We start from the raw sequence: 22,801 nt of genomic DNA on the forward strand, positions 1-22,801 counted from the left end.
GGAAGGCGGATGGACGCGATCATGAGAGGAGTTGTTTCGCCATTGAAGGATACCCAATTTCAGCGAGGTACGGTGCGTAACGTACGTGTACATGTGCTCCCGACGGAGCAGTTCAAGACATTCGCGTTATCGGTGTATATCGGCAGTCCGCTTGACGAGGAGACGGTGACCCCGACAGCTTTGATACCGTTCGTTCTTCGGCGCGGCAGCAAAGCTTACCCGCAGACAAAGCAGTTCCGGGAACGGTTGGACGACATGTACGGTGCGGGCTTTGGTTTTGACATCTATAAACGCGGTGATTATCAAATGCTGCAGTTCCGAATGGATGTAATCCAGGATGAATTCGTTTCGAGCAGCCGCTCGCTGCTGGAGCAGGCGATCGAGTTTATGGGCGGCGCCATAACGGAGCCTGCGCTCGAAGGCCGCACGCTGGTCCGAAAGTATATTGAATCGGAAAAAACCACGCTGGAGAAACGGCTGCAGGCGATCGTAAACGACAAAGTCAAATATGCGGCTGAGCGCTGCATTGAAGAAATGTGCAGCGAGGAGCCTTACCGGCTGCATCCGCTGGGCAAGCTTGATGTGTTGGAATCCATCGAAGCCGAGCCGTTGACGGCGCGGTTTCACGAACTGCTGCAGAGCGCACCTATGGATGTCTATGTTGTCGGAAATACGAATCTGGAGCAAGTGCTTCCATGGATTGACCGTTATTTCTCGGTACAGCGTTCCGCGGCTCCTTCGTACAGTCTCAGGATCGAACACAGAAATGCGGCGCAGGTCAAAGAAGTGGTTGAGCGGCTTGACGTAAGTCAGGGCAAACTGAACATGGGACTTCGCATACCGACATCCTACGCGGACGAATCTTATCCTTCTGCGCTGCTGTACAATGGTATTCTGGGCGGTTATCCGCATTCCAAGCTGTTTACGAATGTCAGGGAGAAAGCAAGCTTGGCTTACTACGCTTCCTCGCGTCTGGACGGCCATAAAGGAATCATGACGATCCAATCGGGAATTGAGATTGCAAACTATGAGAAAGCCGTTACGATCATCAGAGAGCAATTAAAAGCAATGGAAGAAGGAAAGATATCGGACTTGGAGCTTCAGCAAACCAAAGCGATGATTTCGGGCCATTTGCGCGAGCTGCAGGATTCCGCATTCGAATGGATTGCTTTTGATTTCAACAACCGTCTGTCAGGTGCGGAGCGTACGGTTCCCAAGCTGATCGAACAAGTCGAACAGACGACCCCGGAGCAAATCCGGAATATAGCGCAGAAGGTTCAGCTTGATACGATTTATTTCCTGCGCGACCGCAAGGGAGGAGAATAAATGCAGGTCATCCCTTATCCACATGTGAAAGAAACATTGTATACGGAGCAGCTTCCGAACGGACTTTCCGTTTTCATCCTGCCGAAAGAAGGCTTTCAGAAAACGTATGCTACCTTTTCCACAAAATACGGTTCTATCGATAATCACTTTCAGGTAGAAGGCGGAGAGCGGCGAAAAGTTCCTGACGGCATTGCGCATTTTCTCGAGCATAAAATGTTCGAAGAGCCGACGGGCGACATTTTTTCCGTATTCGCGGCGCAAGGAGCCTCGGCAAATGCATTTACCAGCTTTGACCGGACGGTTTATTTATTTTCTGCCACCGGACATATCAAGGAAAACTTGACTACGCTACTGAATTTTGTTCAAAATCCGTATTTTACGGATGAGAACGTGGAGAAGGAAAAGGGCATTATCGGTCAGGAAATCAATATGTATAAGGACAATCCGGACTGGCGCGTGTATTTCGGGTTAATCGAGACGATGTACCATGTCCATCCCGTGCATATAGACATCGCCGGTACGGTGGAATCGATCGGGAAAATTACCAAAGAAATGCTTTATGATTGCTACCATACCTTTTACCATCCGAGCAATATGAGCTTGTTCGTCGTTGGCAGAGTGGAACCGGAGGAAATCATGGAACTGGTAAGGCAAAACCAGGCGGCCAAATCGTTCAAAGCTCAAGGGGAAATCCACAGATATTTCGATGAGGAACCGGCTGCGGTAAAGGCGCCGCGCAAGGTGGCCGTGCTGCCCGTTTCTTTGCCTAAATGCCTTTTCGGCTGCAAGGAGCCGGATCAGCCGCTCAGAGGACGGGAGATGCTGAAGCGGGAGCTGGCGATGAAGGTCCTGCTTGATATCCTTGTGAGCCCAAGCTCGGCCATTTATCAAAAGCTGTACGACGAGCAGCTGATTTCCGACAGCTTCGGTTCGGAATACAACATAGCGGAAAACTATGCCTTTACCGTGATGGGCGGAGACACAAAGGATCCTGAGAAATTAATTTCCCGGGTCCAAGAAGAAATCGACCGTGTCAAATCGGAAGGCATCGCCGTCTCGGATTTTGACCGGAGCAAGAAGAAAAAGATCGGCGCATTCCTGAGACAGCTCAATTCACCGGAAGCGATCGCTAATGAATTTACTAAGTACCGATTTAAAGGTATTGAGCTGTTTGATATTCTGCCCGTTTACGAGGAGCTGCAGCACGCCGATGTGAACGAGCTGCTTCACAGCCATTTTGATTGGAACCGCCTTGCGGCATCCATCGTGACAAGTGATTCCAATGGAGCATAACGCGAACAAACCATTTACGGAACAAACGGTATTGATCACGGGGGCGAGCCGGGGCATCGGCGCGGCGATCGCCCGCCGTTTTGCCTCTGCGCGCTTGAATGTAGTCATTCATTATCTGCAGTCTCATGAAGCGGCTAATGAAACCGCTCGTAGCTGTATGAGCCAGGGAGCCCGCGTGCTGACGGTGACTGCCGATTTGCGGTCGCAGGAGCAGGTGGAGCGAATGAAGGAGAAGCTGCTGCATCACGGAATGATACCTGATATTCTTGTAAACAATGCAGGCGTATCGCATTACGGAATGCTCGCCGACGTAACGGAAGAGCAGTGGGACGAAATGATGGGAATCAATCTGAAAGGAACCTTTCTCATGACCCGCCAGTTTATGCCCTATATGGTATCTCAAAAATACGGCCGCATCATCAATGTATCCTCCATATGGGGCATTTCCGGGGCTTCCTGCGAGGTCGCTTATTCTACCGCCAAAGGGGGCATTAATGCCTTTACGAAAGCGCTGGCCAAGGAGCTGGCGCCATCGGGGGTTACCGTCAATGCTGTGGCTCCCGGCGCTGTGGATACACTGATGATGGCCGGGTTTGATGCTGCGGAGAAGGCTGCCATCGAAAATGAAATTCCGGCAGGCCGATTCGGTCGTCCGGACGAAATCGCTTCGCTTGTTTATTTTCTTGCTTTGCCGGAATCGGGTTATATTACCGGACAAATCATCAGCCCCAACGGCGGTTGGCTGACGTAAGCCTGCCGTATAATCCCCTTTGTTATTGCAGACATTATAGTTGCAACGACCATTCATTCTTACAAGGAGGAATTGCGACATGGCTACGGTGCTGAAGGTGTTCGAGCGTTGGAAAGAATTCTTGGGTGAGCGCGTAAAGCAGGCTGAAAAGGCCGGAATGACAGAGGAGACGATTTCGAATCTGGCCTTCCAAATCGGCGAGTTTCTGGCCGACAAGATTGATCCCGAGAACAAGGAAGAGCGCGTGCTGAAAGAGCTTTGGGATGTCAGTGACGAACAGGAAAGAAAAGTGTTGGCTCAGATCATGGTCAAGTTGGCCAAAGCGAATAATTAATCATACCGGTATTGTTGAAAGCCTCCTCTCGGGGAGGCTTTTCCTTGCTTTTTCCATTGGTCATGTTAAAGATTGTTGCGATATTTAGAGAGTAATCCGGCCTGTATTTGTCTCGACATTTGAATTATAATTTTTATGATAATTCTAATGAAACGAGGGATACACCCTATGGCTCTTCCATCCGTTGAAAAGCAATTTGCAGATGCGTTGAAATCCATTGCTCGAAATTTGGAAATCAAGGAGTACGTTCAACAATCTACCGAACTTTATCCGATTGCCATAGAATCGCTGAATATCCACCCAACATTTATGCTGCCATTACGGATATGATTCAGGAGGGTCGAGACTCCTTTCAGCTTTATTGAGCTTATCCATACCTGTTTGTTCTTGTTTCAACATCCGAACATGGGTGTGGACAAAGATCACATTAGCCTTTAACAGAGCCTTTCTGTTATACTGGATAAGGGATCATGGGTTGACAGAAGAGAGGTTGATATACGTTTTGAAGAAAACTTTAAAACGATGGATAATTGGAATATCTTTGCTTGGTATGGCCGTCATGGCGGCGGGATGCGCCAGTCAAATCCCGGAGATTGATCCGGCCTTGCTGGAGTCCAAAAAATCAATTCTTGTCATAACCGGACCGGAAATTTCGGATCCAGTCAAGAATACGCTGCAAAGCACGCTGCTTGAATGGCGCGAGCAAAAGCAAACGTCGTTCGAATGGATGCAAAATGCGTCGGCTCTGACGGAAGAACAGCTGGATCATGTTAGAACTCGGCCTTATGATATGATTTTAGTAGCGGGACATGAGTTGGTCCGCAATGTCCTGCCGGAAGCCGGAAAAGTACCTGAGCGCAACTGGTTGCTGCTCGATGATGTTATAGATCGGCAAGCATTCGCTGTATCTGAGCAGAATATCTCGCTCAAGCTGGTGACAGAGGAACAGCTTCAGGCTGAATGGGACGAATGGGTACGCCAGCAGCTTGTAAGCGGACGAAATATCGAATGGGTTACCACCTCGGCCTATCCGATTCCTTCGGAGTGGGCGCCTTCCGAAGAAGCGGAATACATCAGCTTGGCCGATGCGGAGGGCTGGTTTTCGCAATTGCAATATCAGGTTCAGGCGAACAGGCCTTCATGGATTGCCGTATATGCTCCGCTTGAAGCCGCACAATTGCAGCGGTTGAACTCCCTTCGGGTTCCGGTGATGAATCTGGCTTCGACCCGGATTGAACTGCAGTGGCCTGGCATTTTGACCTCGGTCAGGGATATGTTGGAGCAAGGACGGTGGCAGCCGGGGATTCAGCCTTATACCAATGCGGAAATAAAATTTATCACGAAACGTGAATAAGTTAGTGCCTTTCGAGAGGATTTTATCGAATTTTGTAGAATATTTTTGTGGTGCGAGTTGCAAAAATTACGGATCGGAGAATAAACTCATGACAATAGAAGTAAATCAAGAGATTAAACAATGGTATATGGAGTACAAAATACATAAAAACCGTCCGGGACTTTTGGGAGATATCGCATCTTTAATGGGGATGCTTGATATCAATATCGTTACGATCAACGGGGTGGAAGACCGGACCCGCGGGATGCTGTTGCAAACAAAAGATGAAGAAAAAGTAGAATTAATGGGTAAAATGCTGAAAAAAGTGGATAATATAACTATAACAGCTTTGCGCACGCCGAAGCTGGTTGATATTTTAGCGGTACGGCATGGCCGTTATATTGAACGGGATTCGGACGACCGCAAAACGTTCCGTTTCACTCGGGATGAACTTGGACTGTTAGTGGATTTCCTTGGCGAAGTATTTAAGCGGGAGGGAAACCATGTCGTAGGATTACGAGGCATGCCGAGAGTAGGCAAAACGGAATCGATCATTGCGGGCAGCGTATGCTCGAACAAAAGGTGGACCTTTGTTTCCTCTACCTTGCTTCGCCAAACCGTGCGCAGCCAGCTGTCCGAAGAAGAGATGAATCCGAACAACGTGTTTATTATTGACGGTATTGTGTCGACCCTGCGTTCCAACGAGAAACATTATGCTCTCCTGCAGGAAATTATGGCTATGCCGTCCACCAAAGTCATTGAGCATCCGGATATTTTTATCCGTGAGTCCGAATATACGTATGATCATTTCGACTGTATCGTCGAGCTTCGCAATACGCCGGATGAAGAAATTTCATATGAGATCTTTACATCAGGGATCGACGATTATTAAGCATGGTTGACGCGAGCTGGCGTCTGTCCATAAGGTTGCTTCCACTGTTCTTGAAAGGAGTGACAACGTGTCCGATCTTGGTCAGATGTTAAAAAAAGCCAGACTGGAAAATAAAATATCGCTCGATGATTTACAAGAGACGACTAAGATTCGCAAGCGGTATCTGGAAGCCATCGAAGATGGCAACTATAAGGTACTGCCCGGGAATTTTTATGTACGGGCGTTCATTAAAAGCTACGCCGAAGCTGTCGGTCTGGATCCGAACGAGGTGCTGAAGCTTTATCAAAATGTAATTCCGTCTCTTGAGCCTGAGCCAATGACTGAACCGATCCGCAGCAAGCGGACGACCCGTAACACGGAATGGATTGGCAAATGGGCCTCTAACCTAATGGTGATTTCCTTTGTCGTGCTGATCCTGGGGATTATCTATTATTTTGTTAATCTTAATTATAGCGGCGGCTCCAAAGATGCCTCGGACGATTTGCCCAAGACGATTACCGATAAGGTAGCGCCCGCTCCCCAGACGGCGGAAGTCGATGGGGACGCCAATGCCAAGACGGGAGCTGCAGCGCAGCAAACGCCTGCACAGGTGCCCGTGCAGCCTGAACCTCCAAAAAGCGAAGTAAAGCTGGTCAAAAGCGAGAAAAACACCGATTATTACTCGGTAGCGGGAGTGCAGGAGCTGAATATCGAAATGACGGTGACCGGCGAGAAGTGCTGGGTTGAGGTGGAGTCCGCGGGCCATGAGAAGAAAGTGCTCGCTTCGCAAAACTTCCTGAACGGAAATACGCAAACGTGGACCGTTCCGGATACCGCGCGATTGGTTTTGGGAAGAGCCAGTGCTGTGGAATTGAAGATCAACGGCATCCCGATTAATGTAGGGGACGAAGCGAATGTCAAACGAATTCAGATCGACCTGCAGCCTTCTTAGCCTGGATTGCCGCCTGAGCGTGAACGGTTATCATGGAGAGGCAGCCGCGATTCTGCGGCAGTGTAAGCATAAGGGGATTACGCCATTGGCTATTTATGGTTTGGATTTGCACATATTATACAGCTGAAGACACTCGTAGGCTTTGTGCTGAAGGTGTCTTTTTTGTTATGATTAAGAAAAGCTTCTGTCGGAATCTTTTGCCAAGATGACGGACTGTGATTAGCGGCGGTTTTCTTGGTACAGAATGTCAAGAAAGGAAGAGATCATGCATGAGCAGCGAAAATTCATTCGACATCGTATCCAAATTGGATATCCAGGAACTGAACAATGCCATTCATCAGGCGGAAAAAGAAATCGCCACACGATTCGATTTCAAGGGGAGCAAGAGCAGTATAGCTCTCGAGAAGGAGGAACTGGTCGTCATATCCGACGATGAGTTCAAGCTTCAGAATGTACTCGACATTCTTCATTCCAAGATGGCCAAACGGGGCATCTCTTTGAAAAATTTGGACTATGGCAAGGTGGAACCGGCTGCATCGGGAACGGTCCGCCAGAAGATCAAGTTGAAGCAAGGCATCGATCAGGACAATGCTAAAAAAATCAATGTGCTGATTCGCGACTCCAAGCTGAAAGTAAAAAGCCAGATTCAGGGAGATCAGATTCGGGTAAGCGGGAAGAGCAAGGATGATTTGCAGCAGGTCATGCAGCTGCTCCGGAAAGCCGATTTGCCGCTTGAATTGCAATTCATCAATTTCAGGTAAGCGCCGAAGACGTGCGGATTGCCTTACGGACAAAAGCATTCGTAAGGCTTTTTATGATTTTGACACTCTTTAAACGGTTATATTATACTTGTAACTAGTCGTTGAGAAGGAACAGGTGGAGGATGTTACATGACAGAGAAAGTTAAAGTAGTAACCCTGGGCTGTGAGAAAAATTTGGTTGACTCCGAAATCATGTCCGGTCTTATTCACGAACGTGGTTACAGTTTGGTATCGGAAAAGGAAGAAGCTACGGTCATTATTGTCAATACATGCGGATTCATCGATGCGGCGAAAGAGGAGTCGGTGAATACGATATTGGATATGGCTGAACTGAAGCAAACCGGCAAATTGAAAGCGTTGATCGTATCGGGCTGTTTGACGCAGCGGTACAAGGAAGAGCTGATGAATGAGATGCCGGAGATCGACGGGATTGTCGGAACCGGTGATTTTGACAAAATCAACGATATTGTCGATAAGGCGTTGTCAGGCAAAAAACCGGTTATGGTAGGAAATCCGGTATTCAACTATGAGCAGAAACTGCCGAGACGTTTAACCACGCCTCGTTATACAGCCTATGTAAAGATTGCGGAGGGATGCGATAACGCCTGTACATTCTGCAGTATTCCGATCATGCGCGGAAAGTTTCGAAGCCGCAGTATGGAGTCGATTCTTGCCGAAGTGGAACAGCTTGCCGCTCAAGGTGTAAAGGAGATCAGTCTGATTGCTCAGGATTCCACCAATTACGGTACGGATCTTTATGACAAGTTCATGCTTCCTACACTAATGAACAAGGTAAGCGAGGTTGCTGGCATCGAGTGGGTAAGGCTTCATTACGCATACCCCGGCTTTTTCACGGACGAACTGATCGACGTGATTGCCAATAATCCAAAGGTATGCAAATACGTGGATATGCCTTTGCAGCACAGCGAGGACCGTATCCTGAAGCGGATGCGCCGGCCGGGCCGGCAGCGTGACGCTCGCGAATTGATTCGAAAAATCCGTGAACGTATTCCAGGAGTGTCGCTTCGTACGTCCATCATAGTCGGCTTCCCGGGTGAGACCGAAGAGGATTTTGAGAATCTGAAGGCGTTTATCCGCGAAGTTCAATTTGACCGTCTTGGGGTATTTACGTATTCGCAGGAAGAAGATACGCCGGCTTCGCGTCTGCCTGATCAAGTCCCTGATGAGGTGAAGGAATACCGCGCGAACGTGCTGATGGAAATCCAGAGGGAAATCTCAAGCGAGAGAAACAGCAGCCGGATCGGTCAAGTCATCGATGTCTTGATTGAGAAATATGACGGCAGGGGCGATGTCTATGTAGGCCGCTCCATGTACGATGCTCCGGAAATCGACGGCGAGGTATTTGCCCGCGGGACGAAGCTTGAAATCGGCGAAATTGCGAAGGTAAGAATTACCCATTCATTCGAATTTGACTTGTCCGGGGAGGTCGTGGCATGAATTTGGCCAACCGGATCACGTTGGCGAGAATATTTTTAGTCCCGATCATTATGTTCTTTTTGCTCGTTAATGTGAAATTTCCCCACATCCGGATCGATCAGTTCAGCATTACGTATAACCAGATTATCGCGGCGCTGATCTTTATCGTGGCTGCGAGTACGGATAGTCTCGACGGCTACATTGCCAGGAAACGGAAGCTTGTCACGAATCTCGGCAAGCTTCTGGACCCGCTCGCGGATAAGCTTTTGGTGTCTGCCGTTCTGGTTTCCCTGGTGGAGATGGATAAGCTTGGGGCGTGGATTGTCATTGTCATCATCAGCCGCGAGTTCGCCGTCACGGGCCTTCGTCAAATTGCGCTGCTTGAAGGCATCGTCATGGCGGCAAGCAAGTGGGGAAAATGGAAAACAGCGGCGCAAATAACGGCGATTATCGCACTGCTCCTGAACAATTTTCCATTCGCTTTCATCGATTTCCCGTTTGACGTTGTCACCAGCTGGATCGCCGCAATTATTACCGTTTATTCGGGTATCGATTACTTTGTTAAAAATAAGCATGTGCTCAACTTTGACGAACAAAAACAGTAGGTGTTCCTATTGTTTTTGTTTTATTTGGAGGCGAAACGTATTATGAAAGCGGAAATTATTGCCGTCGGAACCGAACTGCTGATGGGACAGATTGTGAATACGAATGCACAATATTTGGCACGCGGACTTGCGGATATCGGTGTCGGCGTTTATTTTCAGACGGTAGTAGGCGATAACGCTTCACGGATAAAAGAAGCGCTGCGCCTTGCCAAAAGTCGCGTGGATTTAATTATATGCACAGGCGGGCTTGGTCCAACGCAGGATGATCTGACAAAAGACGTCCTTGCCGAGGTGCTCGGACAAAGCCTGGTGATTCATCAGCCGTCGCTGGACAAGATGAAGACTCTCTTTGAAGGCCGGGGAATTCCCATGGTTGAGAGCAACATGCGTCAGGCGCTCATGCTCGAGCATAGCGATCCTCTTGCCAACGATACGGGACTTGCGGTCGGCAACGCCGTGACGCATGAGGGAACGCATTATATTCTGCTGCCGGGCCCCCCAAAAGAAATGAAGCCGATGTTTGATCGTTATGCACGCCCATGGATCGAGTCCAAGATGGATCATGTACAGCCTCTTTATTCTTTGATGCTGAAATTTGCAGGAATCGGTGAATCGTCACTTGAACATGCGCTGATCGATCTGATTGAAGCCCAGTCCGATCCGACGATCGCTCCTTACGCCAAAGAAGGGGAGGTGGCCATTCGTCTTACGACCCGGGCGGCGTCGGCCGATGAAGCGGCCGGAAGGCTTAAGCCGCTGGAACAGGAGATCCGCAGCAGGCTTGGCGAATACATTTATGCGGCGGAGGATATTTCTTTGGAGCAGCATATCCTGCAGACGCTGGCCTCGCAAGGCAAGAAGCTGGCCGTAGCGGAGAGCTGTTCGGGCGGGCAATTGAGCGACATGCTGACCTCCGTTCCCGGCAGCTCGGATGCGTTTGTAGGAGGTATCATCAGCTATTCGAATACAGCGAAACATAAGCTTTTGAAGATTCCTATGGAGCAGCTGGAGGGCGACGGGGCGCCGGGCGCGATCAGTGAAGAAACCGCCGCCGCTATGGCCGAGAATGTAGCGGAGCTGACCGGAGCCGACTATGGCGTTTCTATTACCGGCGTTGCCGGCCCGGGCGAATCGGAGGGAAAACCCATCGGACTCGTTTACGTAGGCATTGCCAGGCGGGGGGAGAAAGCCTCTGTCGTCAAGCTGCAGCAGTCCGGCAACCGGGAGACGATAAAGCTGAGAGCATCCAAAAGTTCGCTCTACCATCTCTGGAAACTTTTAAAGTCATAGTTGCCACCATTCGGAAAATCAGGTATAATACATTATAGCGGAAGTACCGTAACAAGCCCACAACCTTTGTTACGGTTTTTCTTTTGTTCCACATGCGAATGTATGTTCGAAAAACAGCTTGGCAACGGGTGAAAAACCCGCTATGATGTAATTATACGAATATGAAAAAGGAAGTGAGTCTCTTGACAGACCGGCGCGCAGCCTTGGAGAATGCACTACGTCAAATTGAGAAACAGTTTGGTAAAGGATCCATTATGAAATTGGGTGAATCTGCCCATATGCAGGTGGAGACGATTCCTAGCGGTTCGCTTGCATTGGATATAGCCCTGGGGATCGGTGGTTTTCCTCGAGGTAGAATTATAGAGGTATACGGACCGGAATCTTCCGGTAAAACAACGGTAGCACTGCATGCCATTGCCGAGGTGCAGAAGGTAGGGGGGACGGCTGCCTTCATCGATGCGGAGCATGCTTTGGACCCGCTGTATGCCAGCAAGCTTGGCATCAACATTGATGAACTGCTGCTGTCCCAGCCGGACACAGGCGAACAAGCGCTCGAGATCGCGGAAGCGCTCGTGCGCAGCGGAGCGGTCGACATCATTGTTATTGACTCTGTAGCGGCACTTGTACCAAAGGCCGAGATCGAAGGAGAGATGGGGGATTCCCATGTCGGGCTGCAGGCTCGCTTAATGTCTCAGGCGCTGCGCAAGCTGTCCGGAGCCATTAACAAATCGAAGACGATAGCCATCTTCATCAACCAGCTGCGGGAGAAGGTCGGCGTAATGTTCGGAAACCCGGAGACGACACCGGGCGGACGAGCCCTGAAGTTTTATTCTTCGATTCGCCTCGATGTGCGCCGCGTGGAGACGATTAAGCAGGGAAATGATATGGTCGGGAACCGCACGCGGATTAAAGTGGTCAAGAACAAAGTAGCCCCTCCGTTCAAGCAGGCAGAGATTGATATCATGTATGGCGAAGGCATATCCAGAGAGGGCAGCATCATAGATATTGCAACCGAGATGGATATCATCCAGAAGAGCGGTGCATGGTACTCTTATAACAATGATCGGCTTGGTCAAGGACGGGAGAATGCGAAGCAGTTCTTGAAGGAGAACAAGAACATTGCGGATGAGATCGAAAAGCAGATCCGGGATAACAGCAATCTGGTCACTTCGGTTGGAGCGAACATGGATGAAGAGGAAGAAGAGGATTTCGCCGTACCTTTTGAATAACCTCCACGTCACATCAGCTACTCCGATGCGCCGGTAGATTGCACATAGCGATTTCACCAACCAGGGCAAGGGCACCTTTACGATGAGTGAAAGGTGTCCTTGCCGTTTGTAAGGAGCGTGTTACAGGTGACGGATCATACAGACGAATGTCTGGCACCGGGAGTCATCACCAAAGTTGAACAGCAGCGGAGATCCAGACAGCGTTATAACCTGTTTATTGACGAAAAGTTTGCTTTTTCCGTACATGAAGATGTCCTGGTCAAGCATCGGCTTCTGAAAGGGGAAGTCGTCGATGCTTCCCGGCTGCAGCACATATTGTACGAGGAAGAGGTTCACAAAGCCTATCTTGACGCAATCCGGCTGTTGTCCAGCCGGCTGCGCTCCGAACATGAGCTGCTGACGCGTCTCAAGCAAAAAGGGTATTCGCCCGAAATCTATCAACTGACGGTTGAACGTCTCCGGAAGGAAGGTTACCTGAACGATTCGCTGTTTGCGGAGCAGTTGACCAAGCAGCGGCTGGAGTCGCAGAAAAAAGGGAGACGCTGGATTAAACAGGAGCTTCAGCAAAAAGGGATTGATAAAGTACATATCACAGAGGCCTTGGAGCAGGTAGATGAAGAGACAGAGTACCGGATAGCCTATCAGTTGACGATGAAGCGGTACGGTGCTGAGCTGGAGAAGGATGCCCTTAAAGCCCGGCGCAAAATTGCAGGATTTCTTCAACGCAGAGGTTACCCGGGGGCGGTAGTGAGCAAAGTACTGAACCGTTTGCCTGTCCAGGGGCAAGAAGAAGAGCGGAATGAACCGGATATAGACGAAGATTAGGATGAAGTTTTCATCCAATTATTAAATGACTTTAATAATTAATGTGGTATATCAAAATTCAAGAAAACGACAATCTTCTTGACAAGCTTCTTTCTCAAAAGATAAAATGTTTATGTATAAACTTTATACACAAGAATCTTCCCCACCAGCCAAAGGGAATATTCACAAAGTAAAATCGCCAATTTTTACTTTTTCCTAGCGCTTGTAAAATGGATAAAAAACCTGATTATCCCAAGCTTACCCCTTGGAGAAACAACGAGGAGGTGAACTGGATGCAAGACTCAGTCATCTGGATCCTGATTGTTCTCGTTGTTGGTGCTCTATGCTTATGGATTGGTTATTTTATCCGCAAGTCCCTTGCAGAGGCGAAGATTTCCAGTGCTGAACAAGCTGCCGCACAAATTATTGATAATGCTCGCAAAGAGGCGGAAGCACTGAAGAAAGAAATGGTTCTGGAAGCGAAAGACGAGATTCACAAGCTCAGAACCGAAGCTGAAAAAGACATTCGTGACCGTCGGAATGAAACTCAACGACAAGAGAGACGATTGTTGCAAAAAGAGGAATCGCTGGATAAAAAATTAGAATCTCTTGAGAAAAAAGAAGAGCAGATTGCCAACAAGGAGAAGCGAATCGAAGAAACCCAAGTGCAAATTGATCAGATTTATAAAGATCAGGTTGCCGAACTAGAGCGGATTTCCACACTGACGATGGAAGAAGCCAGGAACATCATCTTGACTAACGTTGAGCAGGAGGTTCGTCACGAATCCGCACAGTTAATTAAAGAAATTGAACAACAGGCCAAAGAAGAAGGCGACAAGAAAGCCAGAGAAATCATCACGCTGGCCATCCAGAGATGCGCCGCCGATCACGTGGCTGAAACTACCGTATCGGTTGTAGCTCTGCCGAATGAAGAGATGAAAGGCCGCATCATCGGTCGTGAAGGTCGTAACATCCGGGCTCTGGAAACACTTACGGGCATCGATTTAATCATCGATGATACGCCGGAAGCGGTTATTTTGTCCGGTTTTGACCCGATCCGAAGGGAAATTGCCAGAACATCGCTTGAAAAGCTGGTAGCCGACGGACGAATCCATCCGGCCCGTATTGAGGAAATGGTGGAGAAGTCCCGCAAGGAAGTCGACGAGCGCATTCGCGAATACGGCGAGCAAGCTACGTTCGAAACCGGCGTCCACGGACTCCATCCGGATTTGATCAAAATTTTGGGACGCCTGAAATTCCGTACAAGCTATGGCCAGAATGTACTGAAACACTCGATGGAAGTTGCATATCTGACCGGGCTGATGGCTGGAGAACTGGGAGAAGACGTGACATTGGCGAAGCGTGCCGGACTTCTTCATGACATCGGCAAGGCGCTTGATCATGAGGTCGAAGGTTCTCACGTAGAAATCGGTGTCGAAATTGCAAAGAAATACAAAGAACATCCTGTGGTGATCAATAGTATCGCATCGCACCACGGCGACTGTGAAGCCACATCGGTCATCGCCATGCTTGTCGGTGCGGCAGACGCTCTTTCCGCCGCCAGACCGGGAGCTCGCAGGGAAACGCTCGAAACGTATATCAAGCGTCTCGAGAAGCTTGAAGAAATTTCCGAGTCGTTCGAGGGCGTAGAAAAATCGTATGCGATTCAAGCAGGCCGTGAGGTTCGCGTCATGGTTCAGCCGGAGAAGATCGATGATACAGAAGCGTTCCGTTTGGCCAGAGACATCACGAAGAAGATTGAAAGCGAGTTGGATTACCCGGGTCATATCAAAGTAACGGTTATCCGAGAAACACGTGCTGTAGAATATGCCAAATAATTTGCATACACTAGAGGAGAAGTGGCTGAAAAGCCACTTCTCTTTAATTACATAACGAACCGAAATCAGGCAGGAGGAGAAAGTCATTCGAATTTTATTTATTGGCGATATCGTCGGTTCCGTCGGACGTAAGGCGCTCAAAACATGTTTGCCCAAGCTGAAAACAAAATACAACCCTCACTGGATTATTGCCAATGGAGAGAATGCCGCGGCCGGCCGGGGAATTACTTCGGCAATTACCAAAGAGTTTCTTGAGCTTGGCGTGCAAGGGATAACGATGGGAAACCATACGTGGGATCAAAAGGAAATATACGATTTCATCGACAAGGAAGACCGAATGGTTCGTCCCGCCAATTTTCCAAAGGGAACGCCGGGCCGGGGGATGTCGTTCATTAAGGTGAAGGATCAGGAGCTTGCCATTATTAATCTGCAAGGACGCACCTTTTTGCCGCCGCTCGACTGCCCTTTTGAAAAAGCCGTCGAATTGGTGGAGCAAGCAAAGAAAAGAACCAAGTATATTTTAGTCGATTTTCATGCCGAAGCCACGTCGGAAAAACTGGCTATGGGCTGGCATCTTGACGGGAAAGTGACGGCTGTTGTAGGTACGCACACGCATGTACAGACGAACGACGAACGTATACTTCCGCTCGGTACGGCTTATGTAACGGATGTAGGGATGGTCGGTCCGAGAGACGGCATCCTTGGTATGGAGCGTAATGCCGTGCTTCAAAAATTCAAAACGCAGCTGCCAGTCCGGTTTGTAGTGGATGAAGGAAAATGGCATTTCCACGCGGCTTGCATCGATTTGGATCCGGCAAGCGGGCTGGGTAAAAAAATTCAACTGATTCGGATGGATGAAGACGGAGTACTCCTCGAATAAACCAGGCTATGAAAAAGAAGGAATTGACGGCCCATCTTCAGAGAGAAGGAATTATCGGGAAATTCCTAGAATATGAATAGTACTGGAAGCAATCATCATTCCCGAGGAGGTACTTTTCATGGAAGTATTAAAAGTTTCAGCAAAATCCAACCCAAATTCCGTTGCCGGCGCACTCGCCGGAGTGCTGCGTGAACGCGGGGCTGCTGAGCTCCAGGCCATCGGGGCGGGCGCTCTGAACCAAGCGATCAAAGCCGTAGCCATAGCTCGAGGATTTGTGGCTCCCAGCGGGGTTGACTTGATCTGCATACCAGCGTTTACAGATATTGTAATTGACGGGGAAGATCGGACGGCCATTAAATTGATTGTAGAACCAAGGTAAAATAAAAAGTGCATATACGGTTGCGCCAGAACACCTGTTTACGTTGTAGACAGGTGTTTTTTGTCTAGAAGGCGGAGTCTGTAAAGGGTTGGGCATCTTTTGAACGGACTCCGTGCAGGAGTTTATTCTATGTTGAGCCAGGGAGGAAAAGCTGATGAAGGTGATCGACGGGCACTGCGATGTGCTGTTAAAAATGTACTTGGATCCGGAAATCGACTTTTACGACGTTCATACCTCGCCGATGGATGTTACCTATTCCAGAATGCTTCATTCCAATGTAAAGCTGCAATGTTTTGCAATTTATTTGCCTGAACGTATAACTCAGCCTCATTTTGACCATTATTTGGAGTATATAAATATTTTTTATCAAAAGATCGTTCGCAGCGGTCTTATACAGGCCGTCAAAACCCGCGGGGATCTGGAATTGGTCATGAACGGCCGTGTTCCCGGAGCGCTGCTGACATTGGAAGGTGCCGATGCCCTTTACGGAAACCCCCTTTATACGCGTACTCTTTATCACCTGGGGGTTCGCATGATCGGAGTGACATGGAATTATGCGAATTGGGCGGCGGACGGGGTGCTGGAACCCCGGCAAGGCGGGTTTACCCGCAAAGGAAAAAGCTTTATTAAAGATTGCAATGATCTGGGCATCCTATTGGATGTGTCCCACTTGTCGGAAGCGGCATTTTGGGATTTGGCGGCAGCTTCCGCCAAGCCGTTCGTAGCCACGCACTCCAACGTCAAGAGGTTGTGCGGACATCCCAGAAATCTGGACGATGAGCAGATCAGAGCTTTGATTCGTGTGGACGGGCGGATCGGAGTGACATTTGTACCATGGTTCGTGGAAAGCAGCGGGAAGGCAAGCGTTGACGATGTCGTAAGGCATATGGAATATATTTGTGCGTTAGGCGGTGAACGCCAGCTTGTGCTGGGTTCGGATTTTGACGGGATAGACCGTCACATTCCGGGCCTGGAGCATACTGGCCAATATGACCGTTTGGCTGAAGCGCTTTACAAAAAGTTCACAAAAGAGCAAATAGAAGGATTCTTTTATAAGAACTGGCACACATTTTTGAGTCAACACCTTCCCATTCACTGAAATTTAACATCTTTTTTATAGATATAAGACAACTAATACATTCTCAAATTGATATGGATTTAATCTAAAATAACTATCTTTAAAAAATGCTCTAAACCCTTGCTTTTTAATGCTTTACGGCATAAAATTTGTTTGACAGGTGAGAAAAATTTTTTATCTCGCTTCACAAGCGTTTTAGTGTCAAGCTGCAGCGTCAGCGAATTTAAAAGGAGTGGACAACGGTGATTAGCCAATTATCTTGGAAGGTCGGAGGACAACAGGGGGAAGGCGTGGAAAGTACCGATAAAATTTTTTCCACGGCATTGACCAGACTTGGGTACTACTTGTACGGCTACCGTCATTTTTCCTCGCGGATTAAGGGCGGGCACACAAACAACAAAATCAGAATCAGTACAAAACCGATTCGAGCCATTTCTGACGATTTGGACATACTCGTAGCTTTTGACCAAGAGACGATTGATTTGAATGCGCACGAGCTGCGTGAGAACGGCGTCATTATTGCCGATGCAAAAGTAAATCCGGTAGTTCCTGAAGGCGTGAAAGCCAGATTGTTCCCGGTTCCGATTACGGCAATCGCTGAAGAATTGGGCACTTCCTTGTTTAAGAATATGGCTGCTTCGGGCGCATCCTGGGCACTGCTCGGTTTGCCTCTCGAAGTATTTAATAAAGCGGTGGAAGAAGAGTTCGGACGCAAGGGCGCGGCTGTTGTTGAAAAGAACGTAGAAGCGGTTCGTAAAGCGGCGGAATTTGTGCTTGAACTTACGGGCGGTCCTCTTCCGGAGTTTCAATTGGAGCCTGCAGATGGCAAAACGAAGCTGTTCATGATCGGTAACGATGCTATTGGTCTAGGCGCAGTAGCCGCAGGCTGCCGATTCATGCCTGCTTATCCGATCACCCCGGCTTCCGAGATCATGGAATATCTGATCAAGACGCTGCCGAAATTTGGCGGTACGGTCATTCAAACCGAGGATGAAATTGCGGCCTGTACGATGGCGATTGGAGCCAATTACGGCGGGGTTCGCGCATTAACGGCATCGGCTGGCCCCGGCTTGTCTCTGATGATGGAAGCGATCGGTCTTGCCGGTATGACGGAAACGCCTGTCGTTATCGTCGATACGCAGCGCGGCGGTCCGAGTACGGGACTTCCTACCAAACAAGAGCAATCCGACGTGTTGGCCATGATTCACGGGACACATGGTGAAATTCCGAAAATCGTATTGTCTCCTTCTACCATTGAAGAATGCTTCTACGATACGATTGAGGCGTTTAACCTGGCTGAAATTTATCAATGTCCTGTCATTTTGCTTACAGACCTTCAATTGTCGCTGGGCAAACAAACGAGCGAACTGCTCGACTACAATAGAATTCAAATTAACCGCGGAGAATTGCAAACAGGCGATCTGCCGCAGCTTGCAGAGCATCAAATGTTCAAGCGCTATGCTTTCACTGAGAACGGCATTTCCCCTCGTTCGCTGCCTGGTCAAAAGTATGGCATTCACCACGTGACAGGGGTAGAGCATGCTGAAGACGGCCGTCCGTCCGAAAGCCCGGTAAACCGCAAAAAGATGATGGACAAACGGATGGCTAAGTTGAAGCATGTGAAAGTAACCGATCCGATCAAAGTGGATGCTCAGCATGAAAATCCGGATCTCCTGATCATCGGTATGGGATCCACCGGCGGAACGATCGACGAAGCCAGAGGCCGTTTGAACGGCAGAGGCATCACCTCGAACCACATCACGGTTCGCCTGCTTCATCCGTTCCCGGCTGAGGAACTGAAGCCTTATATTGAAAAAGCGAAAAACGTTATTGTCATTGAGAACAACGCAACGGCCCAACTGGCTTCTCTGATCAAACTTAACGTAGGCTATGCCGATAAAATCAAGAGCATGCTGAAATATGACGGTAACCCATTCTTGCCGGCTGAAATCACAAAATACTGTCAGGAGTTGAACCTTGTATGGCAACGTTAAAAGATTTCCGCAACAATATCAAACCGAACTGGTGCCCGGGCTGTGGTGACTTCTCCGTACAGGCGGCGATTCAAAGAGCGGCTGCCAATGTCGGTCTGGAACCGGAACAGCTTGCCGTTGTCTCAGGGATCGGCTGCTCCGGCCGGATTTCCGGTTACATTAATGCTTATGGGTTCCATGGTGTTCACGGACGTTCGCTTCCTATCGCACAAGGCTTGAAAATGGCTAACCGCGAATTGACCGTTATCGCGGCAGGCGGCGACGGCGACGGTTTTGCCATCGGTATGGGTCATACGGTTCATGCGATCCGCCGTAACATTAACATTACCTACATTGTCATGGACAACCAAATTTACGGCTTGACCAAAGGTCAGACTTCTCCGCGCAGCGCTGAGGGCTTCAAGACGAAATCGACCCCTTCAGGTTCGATCGAATCCGCACTGTCCCCGCTGGAAGTGGCTCTGGCTGCAGGCGCAACGTTCGTAGGTCAATCGTTCTCGAGTAACTTGAAGCAGTTGACTACGTTGATCGAAGAAGGAATTAAACATGAAGGCTTCTCCTTTATCAACGTATTCAGCCCATGTGTTACATTCAATAAAGTGAATACCTATGAGTGGTTCAAAGAGCATATCGTTGATCTGGAGGAGACGCCGGATTACGATCCGTCCAATCGTATTGCAGCAATGACCAAGATCATGGAAACCAACAGCCTGGTTACCGGTTTGATCTATCAAGATAAAACCAAAAAGAGCTATGAGAATTTGGTCGCCGGCTTTAAGCCAGAAGGACTTGCTAAGCAAGACTTGAAGATCAGCGAACAAGATTTTGAAAAATTGGTGGCTGAATTTAAATAATTTTCCGAACTTTATTAAAGCATACGGCGCTGGCCGTATGCTTTTTTCGCTTGGGTTGGGTATAATGTGAAGAGAAGTGCAGGCGGAAGAAAAAGGAGTGTAGGGTATGAAGCAGGTGCCTATCGGTGTGTCCGCAAGACATATTCATTTATCGAAGGAGCATATTAAGCTGCTGTTCGGTCCGGATTATGAACTTCAAGTGCTGAAAGAGCTGTCGCAGCCCGGACAGTTTGCGGCAAAAGAAACGGTTACTGTCGTTACCCCCAAAGGGCAAATAGATAAGGTCCGCATTCTTGGTCCGGCGCGCAGTCGATCGCAGCTGGAAATATCCCGAACCGATGCCTTTACACTGGGGATCGACCCGCCTGTAAGAGAATCGGGGCATATTGAGGGAACGCCGGGGATCAGAGTTATTGGCCCTGCCGGGGAGGTCGAACTGGAGGAGGGGGTTATTGTAGCGGCAAGACATATTCATTTTCATACAGACGATGCGGCCAAGTGGGGCATTACGGATAAACAGAAGCTGACCGTTCGGATTGAGGGGGAACGCGCGGTTACATTCGAGCAGGTTATCGCCCGTGTTTCAGATCAATTTGCGCTTGATATGCACATTGATACCGATGAAGCCAACGCCGCGGGCGTGAAGACCGGGGATATCGGTTTTATATTGTCGTAGGATGCGGAGGATTCTTTTGAAATGCATGCCGTATTAATGATATAATAAAGGGTATGATCTTCGCGGCAAATTGCAGTTCAGGAGGAATTCGAGGAATGACGACGACAAAACAAAAATCCGAGAAAGATTATTCGATATATTTTCAGCCTCCTTCTCTCACAGACGCCAAAAAAAGAGGGAAAGAAGACATTGAGGTTCATTACGATTTCAACATCCCCGAAGAGCTGCGTGAGCTCGGGAAGGACAAGTATTATCTGATTCAAACGTACGGCTGTCAAATGAACGAGCATGATACGGAGACGATCAAGGGCTTGCTTGAGCAGATGGGCTATCGAGCGACCGAGGACCGCCGGCAAGCGGATATTATTCTGCTGAATACATGCGCCGTTCGGGAGAACGCGGAAGATAAGGTATTCGGCGAGCTCGGCCACTTGAAGCACCTGAAGACGGAGAAACCGTCGCTGCTGCTCGGCGTTTGCGGCTGTATGTCTCAAGAAGAGGCGGTGGTGAACCGCATTCTCAAGAAGCATCCGTTCGTTGATCTGATTTTCGGTACGCACAACATCCATCGCCTGCCTGTTCTGGTGAAAGAAGCGATGTTCAGCAAAGAGATGGTTGTTGAGGTATGGTCCAAGGAAGGCGACATCATCGAGAACCTGCCTAAGAAGCGCGAAGGAATCAAAGCATGGGTCAACATTATGTACGGCTGCGACAAGTTCTGTACTTACTGTATCGTGCCGTATACGCGCGGAAAGGAACGAAGCCGCCGTCCGGAAGATGTTATTGCAGAGGTACGCGATTTGGCGCGGCAGGGCTTTAAGGAGATTATGCTGCTCGGCCAGAATGTAAATGCATACGGGAAGGATTTTGAAGATTCCAATTACCGTTTTGGGGATTTGATGGACGATATCCGTAAAATAGATATCCCGCGGGTCCGCTTCACTACCTCGCATCCGCGCGATTTTGACGATCACCTGATCGAGGTGCTGGCTAAGAAAGGCAACCTGATGGAGCATATCCACCTTCCGGTGCAATCGGGAAGCAACGAAATTTTAAAGCGAATGAGCCGCAAGTACACGCGTGAGCGTTATTTGGAGCTGGTGAGCAAAATCAAGAAAGCAATCCCCGATGTCGTCTTGACGACAGATATTATCGTGGGTTTTCCCGGCGAAACCGAGGAGCAATTCGAGGAAACCGTTTCGCTTGTGCGTGAAGTTGGCTTTGACAGCGCGTTTACGTTCATTTATTCTCCCCGGGAAGGCACGCCCGCTGCGGATATGGAAGATAATGTTCCTCTTCAAGTGAAAAAAGAACGATTATACCGCCTCAACAATGTCCTTAATGAATTCAGTAAGGCCAGCAACGAGAAGCTGAAGGGCCAAACGCTTGAAGTGTTGGTTGAGGGCGAGAGCAAAAACAATCCGAACGTATTGGCCGGCCGCACGCGTACGAACAAGCTGGTGCATTTTGAAGGGCCGAAGGAGTTGATCGGAAAGTTTGTGCAAGTGAAAATTACAGAAACCCCGACGTTCTATATCAAAGGCGAATGGGTGCAGGAAGCGATAGTTCATTAAGTTAAAGATTAGGGGCGTGTGACGCATATGGCGGAGCAAAAATATACGAATTGCGGCATGGAATTGTACCACAACAAGGATCTAATCGTCCGTGAGGATATTATGGCCAAAGCGAAGGAGCTTGCGGCACTTTTGTCTACTTCCAACGAGGTTCAGTTTTTTCAAAAGGCTGAGAAGCAGATCGCCAATAACGATCATATCCAGTCACTGATCAGCGCCATTAAGAAAAAGCAGAAGGAAATCGTAGCTTTCGAGACTTTCCAGAATCAGAAAATGGTGGACAAAATCGAGAAGGAAATCGAGGAACTGCAAAATGAGCTTGACGCGATTCCGATCGTAAGTGAGTTCAAGCAGTCTCAGGAGGATATCAACTATCTGCTTCAGCTTGTAATGACAGTGATTCGAGATACGATTTCAGAAACGATTACGGTTGAGCAAGGAACGGTAACCAGCTCCTCCTGCAGTGACTAAGATATAACCAAGATGTAACTATAGGACCGATTGTGCATTGTCATAGGGCGCATGTCGGTCTTTTTATTTTA

General features: G+C 48.8%; 22 protein-coding genes. All 22 read left to right on the top strand.

Annotated features, from left to right (window positions below):
* Nucleotides 1-21 precede the first annotated feature (21 nt).
* The 22 genes from yfmF to BLT35_RS13930 all read left to right on the top strand — a co-directional run bounded on the left by yfmF (nucleotide 22) and on the right by BLT35_RS13930 (nucleotide 22,730).
* Nucleotides 22-1,326: an EF-P 5-aminopentanol modification-associated protein YfmF gene (gene yfmF / locus BLT35_RS13825; protein ID WP_054818156.1), complete on the top strand. Its 1,305-nt coding sequence runs from the start codon at nucleotides 22-24 to the stop codon at nucleotides 1,324-1,326.
* On the top strand, nucleotides 1,327-2,619 hold the full coding sequence (gene yfmH / locus BLT35_RS13830; RefSeq protein WP_062408024.1) for an EF-P 5-aminopentanol modification-associated protein YfmH: 1,293 nt from the start codon (nucleotides 1,327-1,329) through the stop codon (nucleotides 2,617-2,619).
* Entirely contained in the window at nucleotides 2,609-3,370 is a 762-nt protein-coding gene (gene ymfI / locus BLT35_RS13835; RefSeq protein WP_054818114.1) for an elongation factor P 5-aminopentanone reductase, read from the top strand. The genes yfmH and ymfI overlap by 11 nt, the downstream gene beginning before the upstream one ends.
* A 79-nt stretch (nucleotides 3,371-3,449) precedes the next feature.
* Nucleotides 3,450-3,704 (top strand): DUF3243 domain-containing protein, encoded by a 255-nt coding sequence (locus BLT35_RS13840; RefSeq protein ID WP_054818115.1) that lies wholly within the window; start codon nucleotides 3,450-3,452, stop codon nucleotides 3,702-3,704.
* A gap of 502 nt (nucleotides 3,705-4,206) precedes the next feature.
* Nucleotides 4,207-5,058, top strand: a complete 852-nt coding sequence (locus tag BLT35_RS13845) for a hypothetical protein (protein ID WP_254777564.1) — start codon at nucleotides 4,207-4,209, stop codon at nucleotides 5,056-5,058.
* Between the two features lie 88 nt (nucleotides 5,059-5,146).
* Entirely contained in the window at nucleotides 5,147-5,929 is a 783-nt protein-coding gene (locus BLT35_RS13850; RefSeq protein ID WP_062408029.1) for a DUF3388 domain-containing protein, read from the top strand.
* 67 nt (nucleotides 5,930-5,996) lie between these two features.
* Entirely contained in the window at nucleotides 5,997-6,860 is an 864-nt protein-coding gene (locus BLT35_RS13855) for a helix-turn-helix domain-containing protein (RefSeq protein WP_074728465.1), read from the top strand.
* Between the two features lie 269 nt (nucleotides 6,861-7,129).
* The gene (locus BLT35_RS13860) at nucleotides 7,130-7,621 is read left to right on the top strand and encodes a YajQ family cyclic di-GMP-binding protein (protein ID WP_054818117.1); all 492 of its coding nucleotides are present in this window, start codon (nucleotides 7,130-7,132) and stop codon (nucleotides 7,619-7,621) included.
* A gap of 129 nt (nucleotides 7,622-7,750) precedes the next feature.
* On the top strand, nucleotides 7,751-9,079 hold the full coding sequence (gene rimO, locus BLT35_RS13865; protein WP_062408032.1) for a 30S ribosomal protein S12 methylthiotransferase RimO: 1,329 nt from the start codon (nucleotides 7,751-7,753) through the stop codon (nucleotides 9,077-9,079).
* Complete coding sequence (pgsA, locus tag BLT35_RS13870) at nucleotides 9,076-9,663, top strand: CDP-diacylglycerol--glycerol-3-phosphate 3-phosphatidyltransferase (RefSeq protein WP_054818118.1); 588 nt, start codon at nucleotides 9,076-9,078, stop codon at nucleotides 9,661-9,663. The genes rimO and pgsA overlap by 4 nt, the downstream gene beginning before the upstream one ends.
* Nucleotides 9,664-9,705: 42 nt before the next feature.
* A complete protein-coding gene (locus tag BLT35_RS13875) occupies nucleotides 9,706-10,953 on the top strand; it encodes a competence/damage-inducible protein A (protein ID WP_062408034.1) in 1,248 nt (415 codons plus the stop codon).
* Between the two features lie 182 nt (nucleotides 10,954-11,135).
* Nucleotides 11,136-12,182: a recombinase RecA gene (gene recA, locus BLT35_RS13880; RefSeq protein ID WP_062408036.1), complete on the top strand. Its 1,047-nt coding sequence runs from the start codon at nucleotides 11,136-11,138 to the stop codon at nucleotides 12,180-12,182.
* Nucleotides 12,183-12,308: 126 nt separating this feature from the next.
* Nucleotides 12,309-13,007 carry a RecX family transcriptional regulator gene (locus BLT35_RS13885; protein ID WP_171005860.1) on the top strand — a complete coding sequence of 233 codons (699 nt, stop codon included), beginning with the start codon at nucleotides 12,309-12,311 and terminating at the stop codon, nucleotides 13,005-13,007.
* Nucleotides 13,008-13,279: 272 nt separating this feature from the next.
* Nucleotides 13,280-14,824, top strand: coding sequence for a ribonuclease Y (rny, locus tag BLT35_RS13890; RefSeq protein WP_062408038.1), 1,545 nt, complete (start codon nucleotides 13,280-13,282; stop codon nucleotides 14,822-14,824).
* An 85-nt stretch (nucleotides 14,825-14,909) separates the two neighbouring features.
* The gene (locus BLT35_RS13895) at nucleotides 14,910-15,704 is read left to right on the top strand and encodes a TIGR00282 family metallophosphoesterase (RefSeq protein WP_074728469.1); all 795 of its coding nucleotides are present in this window, start codon (nucleotides 14,910-14,912) and stop codon (nucleotides 15,702-15,704) included.
* Nucleotides 15,705-15,822: 118 nt separating this feature from the next.
* Nucleotides 15,823-16,083 (top strand): stage V sporulation protein S, encoded by a 261-nt coding sequence (locus BLT35_RS13900; RefSeq protein WP_006286829.1) that lies wholly within the window; start codon nucleotides 15,823-15,825, stop codon nucleotides 16,081-16,083.
* A gap of 154 nt (nucleotides 16,084-16,237) precedes the next feature.
* A complete protein-coding gene (locus tag BLT35_RS13905) occupies nucleotides 16,238-17,182 on the top strand; it encodes a dipeptidase (RefSeq protein WP_074728471.1) in 945 nt (314 codons plus the stop codon).
* 221 nt (nucleotides 17,183-17,403) lie between these two features.
* Nucleotides 17,404-19,155 carry a 2-oxoacid:acceptor oxidoreductase subunit alpha gene (locus BLT35_RS13910; RefSeq protein ID WP_074728473.1) on the top strand — a complete coding sequence of 584 codons (1,752 nt, stop codon included), beginning with the start codon at nucleotides 17,404-17,406 and terminating at the stop codon, nucleotides 19,153-19,155.
* Entirely contained in the window at nucleotides 19,143-20,009 is an 867-nt protein-coding gene (locus BLT35_RS13915) for a 2-oxoacid:ferredoxin oxidoreductase subunit beta (RefSeq protein WP_054818122.1), read from the top strand. The genes BLT35_RS13910 and BLT35_RS13915 overlap by 13 nt, the downstream gene beginning before the upstream one ends.
* A 106-nt stretch (nucleotides 20,010-20,115) precedes the next feature.
* Nucleotides 20,116-20,685, top strand: coding sequence for a phosphate propanoyltransferase (gene pduL, locus BLT35_RS13920; RefSeq protein WP_062408042.1), 570 nt, complete (start codon nucleotides 20,116-20,118; stop codon nucleotides 20,683-20,685).
* A gap of 95 nt (nucleotides 20,686-20,780) precedes the next feature.
* Nucleotides 20,781-22,259, top strand: coding sequence for a tRNA (N6-isopentenyl adenosine(37)-C2)-methylthiotransferase MiaB (gene miaB / locus BLT35_RS13925; RefSeq protein WP_062408044.1), 1,479 nt, complete (start codon nucleotides 20,781-20,783; stop codon nucleotides 22,257-22,259).
* 27 nt (nucleotides 22,260-22,286) lie between these two features.
* Nucleotides 22,287-22,730: a YlbF/YmcA family competence regulator gene (locus BLT35_RS13930; RefSeq protein ID WP_054818157.1), complete on the top strand. Its 444-nt coding sequence runs from the start codon at nucleotides 22,287-22,289 to the stop codon at nucleotides 22,728-22,730.
* Nucleotides 22,731-22,801: the final 71 nt, after the last annotated feature.

The organism is Paenibacillus naphthalenovorans (assembly GCF_900099895.1).
Taxonomy (GTDB): Bacteria; Bacillota; Bacilli; order Paenibacillales; family NBRC-103111; genus Paenibacillus_G; species Paenibacillus_G naphthalenovorans.